3 protein-coding genes are annotated in these 12,763 nt (G+C 34.0%); all 3 read right to left on the bottom strand.

The features are described 5' to 3' along the window. Positions 1-18: 18 nt before the first annotated feature. Positions 19-1,953 (bottom strand): cation:proton antiporter, encoded by a 1,935-nt coding sequence (locus tag AW729_RS04955; protein WP_162685802.1) that lies wholly within the window; start codon positions 1,951-1,953, stop codon positions 19-21. A gap of 235 nt (positions 1,954-2,188) precedes the next feature. After that, positions 2,189-7,393: an Ig-like domain repeat protein gene (locus AW729_RS04960; RefSeq protein ID WP_112124068.1), complete on the bottom strand. Its 5,205-nt coding sequence runs from the start codon at positions 7,391-7,393 to the stop codon at positions 2,189-2,191. A gap of 377 nt (positions 7,394-7,770) precedes the next feature. Continuing rightward, complete coding sequence (locus AW729_RS04965) at positions 7,771-12,507, bottom strand: Ig-like domain repeat protein (RefSeq protein WP_112124069.1); 4,737 nt, start codon at positions 12,505-12,507, stop codon at positions 7,771-7,773. Between the last annotated feature and the right edge of the window lie 256 nt (positions 12,508-12,763).

Raw genomic sequence — 12,763 nt, forward strand, 5'->3', positions numbered from 1 at the left:
ATAATGTATGGAGCTGTTCTAAACTCCCCTCTCTGATTCATGTCCATCCTTAAAAAATTCATCAATGTTATTCTCGCTACCTGTAAATAATATCAAATCATCATGCTGCAATTCAAATTTAGGACTTAACCCAAGAATTGTCTTGTTGTTCCTTATTACAGCCGTTACCGTTAAGTCATGCTTTTTGAATCCATATTCGTCCAACTTTCTTTTATCTTTCACATATATTGAATCCACCATCAAATCAGTTAAGTTTTCATTTAACTTGGTTGTTAACTCTTCAGGTGCAATGGATCTGAATTCATAATAATTATCCGATCTTAATGTATCGATAGTGTCGGTTATCTCATCTACATCCTTATCATAATAATCCATTAATTTAGTGAATATTACTATACTTGTCTCAAATTCCTCAGGAATGACCACATCAGCTCCTGCCTCATAAACTTCATCCACATTTTTAAGATATCTTGTTCTGACGATTATGTGAATATCCGGATTTAATCTTCTAGCTGCATCAATTGTCTTCAATGTACTTTCATAGTTTGAGGTAGCTATAATTATACAATTTGCATCATTAATCTTAAGTTCTTTAAGTACAGACTCGTTTGATGCATTACCATATATTATCGGAAGACCCAATGCCTTTTCCTTTTCCACAATCAACGGATTTAAGTCAACTATAACATAAGGTATGTGATAATGGTAACATGCACGTGACAAGTTCTTTCCATTTACTCCGAAACCCACGATGATAACATGATCTTCCAATACTTGTGATTGTATCTCCTCTTGTTTAATCATAGTTAATTCTTCATCAACGTGGAAGTAAGGTATCCTTTTGAATAAATCCACGACATGTGGTGTAATCTTCTGCAAGAATGGCGTTGACGACATCGTAATGATGCTGACAGCCAAGAACATTGTGAATACTTCCCTTGTTAATAAGCCATGTGTGATTCCTACCCCTGCAAGTACAAATGAAAACTCCCCAATCTGAGATAAGAGTATTGATATTGCTATCGTAGTACGTATCGGTATATTCAATATTTCACCGGTTATTAATGTGGCTATAAACTTTACCACCAATACCACCAGGGATAATGCCATGATTAAAAGGATATTGGAAACAAAATAGTTAACGTCAATCATCAAACCTATGGATATCAGGAAGATGCTCATGAATACATCCTGAAACGGTTGGATGTAACCCAATGTCTGATGAGCATAATCCGTATGTGATATGATTAAACCAGCAATAAACGCTCCCAGCTCAGGTGATATGCCAATAGCGGTTGTTCCGAATGTAGTACCTATACAAATGAACAATACCAGCAGCATATACAAATCCCTATTTTTTGTCTTTGCCGCCTCCTTAAGTGCTCTTGGAACAACAAACAAACCGACCACTACAATAATCAATGCCAATGCAATCAGTTTAGTTAACACTGACGGCAAGATGACCAAATCTATTGATTCACCACCCAATAGGGGTGTCAATAGCAATACAAGTATTACTGCAATATCCTGAAAAATTAAGATACCCAATGTCACTCTTCCCTGGAGCGTATGGGTTAACTGTTTTTTCTGGATTAACTTCATTACTATGGCAGTACTGCTGAAACATACTAGAAATCCCATGAATATTGCCTTGTTAACTGGCATTACATATAAAGATAGTAACATCACAATTAATGTGGTAAGCACTACCTGCAGCAATCCACCAACTATAGCATAATGTTTTATTGCGGAAAATTTCTCTATTGAAAACTCCAAACCGATGATAAAGAGTAAAAATATAACCCCCAACTCGGAGATACTCGTTATTATGGATGTGGATGTAATAAATTGTCCCAGTACAATACCCGTTAAAAATAGCCCAATCATTGATGGAAGTTTCAGTTTATTGAAAATTAATAAGATTACAACCGCCGTAATCAATATTATTGACATAGTCTCTAATAAGTACAAATCCATAGTATAACCTGTTTATAAAAATCCTTAAATTTAATCTTATTAATATATTTGTTTATTAAAAATTATTAACTTAATGGTAAGAGTTTTAATTATAATGAAATGTTATACTTTGATAGATGCTGGAGAATATCTTAAATGAATAATTTATTTAAAAAAATAGCTTGTAATGTTTAATATAACTGAAAAAAAATAAGAATATAAGTAATTATCTCTAATTACTTAATGTAAGAGTTGAATTTGCTTCCAATCTTGGGTAATCAGTTGAAAGTAGTACAGCAGTAATTGTGTAATCTTTTAGTTTCCAACTTTCAGGGAATGTGTATTCAAGAACTGCTTCATTGTTAACTATTTTAGCATAGACTACTTTACCGTTTTCATCTTTAAGTGATTTTCCGTTGACTTTAAATACCACTTTTCCTTCATTAACTACCTTATCATTGTCTGTTAGTGTTGCCTTGAGTGTGATTGGACTTCCCACCTTAGCTGTAACATCTTCAGTAGTTAATTGAGGTTCTTCAATTGAAGGACCTTCCTCTTCATGTACATTTAAAGTTTCAAGTTCACTTTTAAGCATATGTACCTGACTTGATGCCGTTGACTGTGCCTGTATTGTGAAATTCTTATCTGCCCATGATTCTGGGATTAGATAATTTTCAATTTTTGCAGTTCCATTTACTATTTTAGCATAGATTATTTTACCGTTTTCATCTTTAAGTGTTTTACCATTTACCTTGAAGGTTACTTTACCTTTGTTAATATCCTGTGATACTTCATTTTCAAAGTATATGCTTGCCTGTATTGTAGCAGTTTGACCTTTGATGAAATCGGTTGTATCTACCTTAAGCACATATCCTCTTATGTAATAGTTTATACTTGATTCTGCAGCTGCATGGGTGTTGTTTCCTGCATATTTGAATGTTAATACATGATCTCCCGGTTTTTGTGGAGTGTATGTGTATGTGAATGTACCGTCATCACTTGGACCGGCAGTAGCTATTTCCACATCATCTTCATATATTGTGATTAGGTCAACATATGTGCCTTCATTTTCATCTGCAAATTTGAATACCCCATTGATTACAGAAGATTCTGATTGATTGAATGCTGTTTCACCATCTACTGTTAATTGTATTTCTGTTGCATCAGGTTCTTTGACAATAATGGTAATTATGCTTTCTGAGTGTGCGTGTGTATTGTTTCCAATAAACATGAATGACAATTCATGAGAGCCAATTTCTGTTGCTACATATTCATAGCTTAATACACCATCCTGAGAAGGACCCAATAATGTGACAAATTCATCATTATCGCTTACCATGATAGATCCAACATAAGTACCTTCATTTTCACCAGCATAAGCAAACAATACATCTACTTTAGCAGTCTCATCAACGTATAATGATTCAGCATCACTAGTTAACGTGATTTCAGTTGCATCAGGTTCTTTGACTACTATTGTAATAGTATATTCACTGGCTATGTGACTTACGTTACCTGCGAATTTAAATGTTATGTCATGGCTTCCCACTTCTTTTGCCTGGTAGGTGTATGTTAATTTTCCATCGTCAGCCGGACCTACTGTTGCTATTTGTTCATCGTTGTCTGTAATAGTTAATTGTTCTACATAAGTACCTGTTGTTTGATCGACTAATGTGAATAATGCATCTATTTTCGCACTTTCATCTACGAATAATTCGGTAGCGTTGGTAGTTAACTGTATTGCTGTAGCGTTAGGTGCATCCACTGTTATTATTATGCTTGATTGACTTTCCGTATGACTTACATTACCAGCAAACTTAAATGTTAGATTATGGTTTCCCGGTGTTGTTCCATCAAATATGTAGTTAAATACACCATCTGTTCCTGTTGGACCAACTGTTGCTACCTGTTTACCATTATCTGTTACGGTTATTGTGTTTGCTTTTATGGCTTTGTTAGCTTCTTTGAATGTTCCGGTTATGTTTGCTTTTTCTGTTAGGTATATTGATGTTGCGTTTGATGTTAATGTTATACTTGTGGTTGCAGGATTTTTTACTGTGATTGTTTGTGTTGCTTCACTTGCAAGATGACTTGCATTTCCTGCAAACTTGAACGTAATGTTATGACTACCAGCAGTACCGGCAGTATAGGTATAACTTACAACACCATTACTTCCACTAGGACCAACACTGGTTATTTTAGCGTTATTATCATAAACATCCACACTGTTAACCTTAGCGGCAGCATTTTTAGCCTTGAATGTAGCATTGAATGAAACTTTTTCAGTCACGTAAACACTTGAAGGACTTGCAACTACAACAATAGCAGTCGAAATCTTATTTACAGTAACGGTTTTATTTGCCTGACTTGCCTGATGACTTACATTACCGGCAAACCTAAAGCTAAGATTATGATTACCTACAACAGTAGACTTAAATGTGTAAGTGAATTTTCCAGTATCATCACTACTTACGGTAGCTAACTTCTTAGTACCATTATAAACATCCACACTGTTAACCTTAGCGGCAGCATTATTAGCCTTAAACGTACCCGTAATAACCAGGCTTTCATTATAGTAAACTGAAGAGTTACCAGCCAATGTGATACTTGTTGCCACAGGATTGTTTACAGTAATTACCTTACCGGATTCACTTGCAAGATGACTTGCATTTCCTGCAAACTTAAATGTAATGTTATGACTACCATTAGTACCGGCAGTATAGGTATAACTTACAACACCATTACTTCCACTAGGACCAACACTGGTTATTTTAGCGTTATTATCATAAACATCCACACTGTTAACCTTAGCGGCAGCATTTTTAGCCTTGAATGTAGCATTGAATGAAACTTTTTGAGTCACGTAAACACTTGAAGGACTTGCAACTACAACAATAGCAGTTGGAATCTTATTTACTGTAACGGTTTTATTTGCCTGACTTGCCTGATGACTTACATTACCGGCAAACCTAAAGCTAAGATTATGATTACCTACAACAGTAGACTTAAATGTGTAAGTGAATTTTCCAGTATCATCACTACTTACGGTAGCTAACTTCTTAGTACCATTATAAACATCCACACTGTTAACCTTAGCGGCAGCATTATTAGCCTTAAACGTACCCGTAATAACCAGGCTTTCATTATAGTAAACTGAAGAGTTACCAGCCAATGTGATACTTGTTGCCACAGGATTGTTTACAGTAATTACCTTACCAGATTCACTTGCAAGATAACTTGCATTTCCTGCAAACTTGAATGTAATGTTATGACTACCTGCCGTAGCAGCAGTATAAGTATAACTTACAACACCATTATTTCCACTAGGACCAACACTGGTTACTTTAACACCATTATCATAAACATCAAGACTAGTTACATTAGCGGCGGCATTATTAGCCTTAAATGTAGCATTGAATGCAACTTTTTGAGTCACGTAAACACTTGAAGGACTTGCAACAACTGTAATTGTGGTTGGAGCCTTGTTTACGGTAATGGTTTTACTTGCATTTGATGCGAATAAAGTATCGTTTGCTGCAAATTTAAATGAAATGTTGTATTGACCTGTTTTGGTTGTATTGAATGTGTAGCTGAATACGCCGTTTTCGTTGGATGAAATTGTAGCTAATTTATTATTGTTATCATACACAGTTATGTTGGTTGTTTTGGCACCTTTACCTTCAACTTTGAATGTTCCGGTAATATTTAATTTTTCATTCACAACAATTGTGCTTGCAACATTATTTAAGGTTATTTGTGTAGCTTTTTGTGGTTCTTTGTTGTCTTTGATGGTTACGTCATTATCTGCACTGTTTACATATACGGCAGCATCACCAACCAGGGATGTTGAGTTGATACGATTGTTTTTGATTGTGACATTTGTCACTGTCTTATTTACATATACCGCATATTCATCATCAGAGTTAATGATGTTGTTTTCTATTAGCACGTTTTTTATTTGATTGCTTCTTTTACTGGATAAGTATATTCCATCGGTGATGTTATTGTTTTTAACTGTGAATGTATCTACTGCACCATCTCTACTGGTTAGAGTGATTGCCCCATTGATTTGTAAGTTTTCCAGGGTAATGTTTGCAGGAATAGAACTTGAAGAATCACCCGTTTTTACGGATACATTACCGTTTATTGTACAGTTTTCCAATGTAATGTTCTTTGTATTTGATGGTATTGTTACATTACCGTTAATTGTATTGTTTGCAAATATCATATTGGATGATAAAGTAAGGGAATTTGCAGTATTGTTGTATATCTGAGCATTAGCTGCAGGTACTAACTCACCTTGAACTGTGTTGTTAACTACTATTCCGCCTTCAGGACAATATAACTTACAACCATATAATTCATTGTTTATGATTGTTGTGTCAATACTTTGTGGTCTTCCATCTGCCATATACTGTTGTGTAATACCTGTACCGTTGTAGTAGATCTTATTGTTTGATACAATATTCTCCTTACCACAGATTACAATTCCCCAACGAATGGAAGATGGGTTTGCTGGTCCATATATTGTATTGTTGTCTATTAAATTGTGGGAATTTAATGTATTTGATGAGGTTATATTTTCATTTACACCCTCAACGTTATATGTTGTCAGATATATTAAATTACCCACCTCTCCAATACCTCTTACAATATTGTTTCGGATAGTACAGTGACTTGCCCATGCCAATACAAAGGTACTACTTCCACCATTGTTTTCGGTTGTGAACGTGGAGTTTTCAATGATGATATAGGATGAGTTGTCCCTGATTGAAGTTTGACCCACACCACTACCTACTCTCTGATTTTGTACTTGTGTAGAAATATTGTTTATTGTAACATGATTGGCATTTTTAACATAAAGCTGTGTATTATAAAGGAATATACCGCTGATATTTGAGTATGATCCCCCTTTAGTAACCATGAAACATGGAATCTCATCATCACCAAACATGGATTGAGCGGTTGTATTTAAATAAATACGGCTGTTAGCTTTGGAAGCTGTTATATTTACCGGTTTATCAATTACAAGGGTTTTACCAGGCCTGTCAATATTGCCCTGGAAATCCAATGTATCACCGGCAGAAACACTGCTTTTTAAACCAAGACTGTCTTCACTGTAATCGAAATAGCTGTCAATTGTACTATTAGTAATTACTATTGTTTTCGGAGCAGTTTTAATGTTCTGCCCATCTTTTACTATTTTATCATTTGCATTGACATCATTTTCAAAATTATCAGACACACTTGCTGTTTTCAAATTGGATTCTTCTTTAACAATCGTTTGAATGTTAACAGAATCTCCCCCAGCATTTTGTGAAATATCCGAAGATGATGTTACATCATCAACGGATGCACCTGCAGCTGATACTGCAGATACGCCGATAATCAAGAAAATAATAGCCATTACAAATAAGAATGCTTTCTTATTTGACATTTTATTATTAACTCCATTTTGATTATATTATAATATATTCAATAAATAACGAATGAAATAATTATTTCTTGAATGATAATATTTATATCAAAAATAGAATATATAATTTACACATTACAAATAATAATAATTAATATTAAAATCAGAAGTTAAAGTACAAATGATTAATCAAATAAAGGTTATTTTAAAAATAATAGCATCAAACTTTATAAAAAATAACTATTTTTACAATATTTATCGATGATTTTAAAGAATTTATGTATTTGCTTGAAATAAATCATTTACCAGGAAATTATCCCCTAATCAGAAGAGAACCTGAAAAAAATAAGGACCAATTCCTTTTGAAAAAAAAGTAATTAAGGAGGTAATTAACCATTTTAGTTAATTACTGTTAATGTTGTATTTGTCTGAGCTTTATCAAAGGTTGGTGAAGTAAATACTGCCTGCAATTGATATGTATTAGCTTTTAATGAGCCTAAATCATAGTTTTCGATTGTAGCTATGCCATTAATTACTTTGGCATAAATCACTTTGCCGTTTTCATCTTTTAATGTTTTACCGTTGAGTTTAAATACAACTTTACCTCCATTTACTGGGTTGTTGTCGCTATCCACAATGTTTGCCTTGATTGTGACGGTTGATCCTACTGTTACTTCAGGTATGTCATCAATAGTCATTGTAACTTGTTTTTTACCCACGGATACTTCTTCGTCTACAGTAACCTTATCATAGTTAGAACTACCCATGTATTGAGCTGTTATAGTAACGTTCTTATCTGCCAGAGCATTATCAACCAAATAATCTACACTAGCAACACCATCAACTACTTTAGCATATATTACTTTGCCGTTTTCATCTTTGACTGTTTTACCGTTTACTTTAAAGACAACTTTTCCGACATTCAGGTTGTTTCCTTCATTATCAACCAGTCTGGCTGTAAGTGTGGTTGTTTTTCCCGGTGTGAGTGTCACTTCATCCAAGGTAAGGGTTACTTCTTTTTTAGCAAAGGTTATGTTAAATAGACATTCACTATTAGTGAAGTATTTATTGTTTGTGAAGCTTGCCGTTACTTCCAGGTCCGTTGGCTTATTGTATTTTACATCAAAGCTTGCCTGTCCATCGACAACATCCACCGTTGCCAATGTATTACCGGCACTATCTGTAAATGTTACTGTTCCACGAGGAATGCTGTTGTTTTTGGCATCCGTTACAAATGCAGTTACTGTAACTGTTTGACCAATTGTAGCTGTTACATCATCCACGATTATACTGGATTGTACTGGTGCGGTTGCATTTGGTGAGTTTTTAGTATTTGTACCTTTTGTACTTACAGCATCATTTCCTGCAACGTCATAGGCCAATATGTAGTTGTTTTGTACGGATGTTGTTGCATTTGAGTATACTACAGGTACTTCCCCATTTTCTGCATTGACGATTATATTATTGTTTTGTACGTTTGCACCTTTAGAACCGATTATGCTTATGGCATTTATTGGGTTTGAACTTGTTAAAGTCATATTGTTGTCACTGATATAAGCTGATGTGGTATCGTTTTTGAAGTATTCTAATACACTAACTGTATCTCCTTCGGATATAATATTGTTGTATCTGAAGTTATAGCTTGATATTGTACAATTGTCATATCTTGCCGTTATTGACTCAGCAGCCTTTTGAGTTATGCTATTATTATAAAGACGTGCACTTGCTTTGGATGCGTTTACTATTATTGCAGTGTCTAATGCTGAAACATCTATAGTATTTCCATTAATGTTTAAAGATTGAGTTCTGTTTAATCCATTGAAATTTACTACAATCACATTATTTCCAGTCATTGTAATATCGGAAGCAGCTATTTCAAGGGATATAGGTGTAGCGTTGCTTGAACTGAAAGCTACTATATCACTGCCAGTTACATTGATTGTGGAATTTGCGAATTTGACTGTTCTTTTGGTTTTGTCAGCCAGTTTATCATCAAATACCATTTTATCAGTATTGTTGAAGTTTACTCCGATTACGTTTATAGTAGTCTGTATTGTGGAAGGAGTTTCCGGATTTAAATCAGATAATTTGATTGTACCCTCATATATCGTGTAATCACCAGTATTTGTAAGGTTTACTGATACGGTTTTATCAAATGTTAAGTCCTTGTTATGTAAATCTCCTGCCAAACCTAAAACTGTTGCATCAGAGATGTAGTTTCCATTTTCATCAAACAATGTGGAATATGTATCATCCGTAAGTAATGCTATAGTTGGCGTGTTGTTTTCAATTACTGCTTCAAGATTAGATGTTACTGCTGCATTTCCACCAACAACGTTGTTTGCATTTATGTAATTTCCAACTACTGTTGCATCCGTTACATCTGTTAGGCTTATTCCTTTACCTGCTTGTGATGTCATGTTTGAGTTTGTTATTGTTACATTGCTTGAATTTGAAATGGTCATGAATTCTGATGCTTCATCTTCATTGATTACTGATATTTTTAATGCGTTGATAAATATATTTTCAGGAGTGTTTCCCAGATAATCGCTATGAATGTCAACTGCCTTTACAACTCCACCGGTAAGGGTGTATGTTGCATTTGCTAATTCCACGCCACTTGCTCCATCAACATATATTCCGAATACTTCCGGTGCATTGGTATCCTGAATGTATAACTTGGAGAAGTTGGTATTGGTTGTTTTACCGGTTGCCATTGCTGTTATGTAAGCCCCATATGCTTGATTATCAGCGTATGAAGTGACATATCCTGCCATTTGATTGTCTTGACCGTCCCCTATTTGAAGTGCGTATGCACAGTTGGTTGAATTTACAATGTAATATGTCAGTGTACTATATGTATCTTTAGCACGTGCCATGTTTAATCCATAGACGTAACTTCCACCGGTTACATTGATTCTGGTATTTCTTAATTCATTACCGACAACATATTCACCTACTGCTTTAGACTGGATATCCACTCCATCAACGGTAGGACTAAATGCACCTTCTGCAACTTTTGATCCGTAAACGAATATTTTGGAGTTGTTTATGAAGTTATCTGATGATCTTATGAATACTGCTACTGTTGGAACATAACCCATGGCATAATTTTCATACCATTCAACGTCACCTGCTGCTGCGGTCATGTTTATTGTACAGTTAGTTATCGTGTTTAAGTCTTTTTCGATTTTGATTGCCTGCAATTCCTTATCAGTATCTACTGTTATTGAGGTATTTTTTAGTATGTTATCCTCACTATCCAATAATATTACGTATCCTTTGTCATTTTTGGTATTGTTGATTTTAATATTTTGCAGGTAGATAACTGCGTCATTTTGACTTGTGATTGTAGCGTTGATTAATTTGGAGTTGGCCTCTGATGTTAACAGTACATGTATATTGTCAAATACAAAGTCCTTATTAATCAAGTCACCGGAAAATACTATTTTAGTACCGTTAGCTACAACATCACTTTTTAGAACTGCATTTTCATCGAAGTATTCATTGTAGTTTTCATCGGTTATGGTTAATGAAGAGACTATTGGAAGGTTTCCTTGAAGTGTTGTTGCTGTTGTTGCCCCGGTAACAGAATTGTCACCATATACCGCTCCGGCATATAAGGTGTTGTTTATGATTTTTGCATTACGTGCAGCGGTATTGAGTATTGCAATTGTCGTGTCACTTCTACTTGAAATTGTATTGTCTATAACTGTAGCGTTTGCACCGTTTATTCTTAGAACATTGTTCATCGTATTGTTTCTTACAATTGTATTGTTTGTTATGTATAATGCATATCCATATTTTTTATTAGGTACGTCGATAGTATTATTTTCAATTATAATACTATAGTTTCCAACTGAGTGTATTCCAAATGCAGGTTTTGTTGTTGAGGTCATTGATGTAAACAGTGTTGATTCTTGAATGTCTATAAATTGATTGTTGGTATAGTTTTGAGATATGATTGATCCACGAGTACCATTTACTATGTAAATACCAGTACTATGATTGAAAGTACAATTATTCACGGAAATATTTGCTTTTCCAACGTTTATATCACATTGCTGGTTATTTATAAAGTTACAGTTTTCCACTTCAGTTAGTGATCCCTCTGAATCGTACTGATTGTATATATCGGCAGTACCAGTATTTACATATATCGTTGGACCGTTTTTATAAGTACTTGTACCATCATATCCTATTCCACCTTCAAATGTTGAATTAGACAGATATAATATCTTATCATTAGTTACGGCACCCCATCTAGCATAATTGTTTAATACATAGATGTTGTTTATGTATGCCGTACCGTTGTTATAAACTGCTGATCCAAAGTTACCCGTACTTACTGATTTTGTCTGATTTTCAAAGGTACAGTTTTCCACATACAATACTCCAGTAGGTTGATTTCTTATACCTGCACCAATACCTGCATGATTCTGATAGAAGTAAATGTTTGAAGCGTTTAATGTACCATGGTTGCTTATTGTAGCACCAACACATTTTTGCATTGAATCTCCACCGCCTGTATCATTAACCCATGCATTTTGTACTTTGAAATCCTTAATTGTGATAAGTCCATTACCTTCGGTAATGTTCATTATCATATTACCGCTTCCTATCCAGAAAGACCAGATATCACTACTTCCCCAATGATATGGTTCGGTATTGATAACGTATTCTGCTTCACCGTCAATGATGGTTTTATCTACCCCATCACCGATGAGGTTTATGAAGTACTGACCATTGACTGTTAGGTTTGTGTTTCCTTCTCCTTTGTAAGTTCCTTCAAGGATATGTATATTATATACGTTTTCAGAGTCAGCTTTTGATATTGCGGTATTTATTGTTTTAAATGGACTTGTCTGTGATCCATCATTTTCGTCATTACCGTTTGAATCTGAAACATAATAATCCACACTTGTTTCAGGAGCTTGTTTTAAATTCTTTTTGATTTCCATGTTCTTATTATTATCAATCGATATATCATCCATTTGATTATCTTCAACCTGGATTGAAGATGATGCATCACTAACGGTATCATCATTGATATCATCAGCAGATACTGCGGTGATACCCAACAATAATATCATTAATGTAGCAAATAAGAACATTCTTTTAACATTCATATTCATTTTATTTTCTCCGACATAATTTTCAAATTAATATAGTATTAACTTAAACAATATACAATCATTATAAAGCAATATTTATATTATATAAAGTAAAGTTAATATGAGTATATTTGTAAAAATAAATATATATTTTTTAATATAATAAAAAAATTCAATAATAATACTAAAAAGAATCTTTGATGAAAAATACTTTTTTAAAGTTATTTGCTCATCATCAGAAACAGTAATTAAAAATAATTAGAATCATATACAAATA

The sequence above is a fragment of the Methanosphaera sp. BMS genome, assembly GCF_003268005.1.
In the GTDB taxonomy this organism is placed as follows: Archaea; Methanobacteriota; Methanobacteria; order Methanobacteriales; family Methanobacteriaceae; genus Methanosphaera.

Excerpts from the sequence above, each read along its gene's own strand:
- AW729_RS04955 (WP_162685802.1), bottom strand. The coding sequence starts at position 1,953 with ATGTCAATAATATTGATTACGGCGGTTGTAATCTTATTAATTTTCAAT.
- AW729_RS04960 (WP_112124068.1), bottom strand. The coding sequence starts at position 7,393 with ATGTCAAATAAGAAAGCATTCTTATTTGTAATGGCTATTATTTTCTTG.
- AW729_RS04965 (WP_112124069.1), bottom strand. The coding sequence starts at position 12,507 with ATGAATATGAATGTTAAAAGAATGTTCTTATTTGCTACATTAATGATA.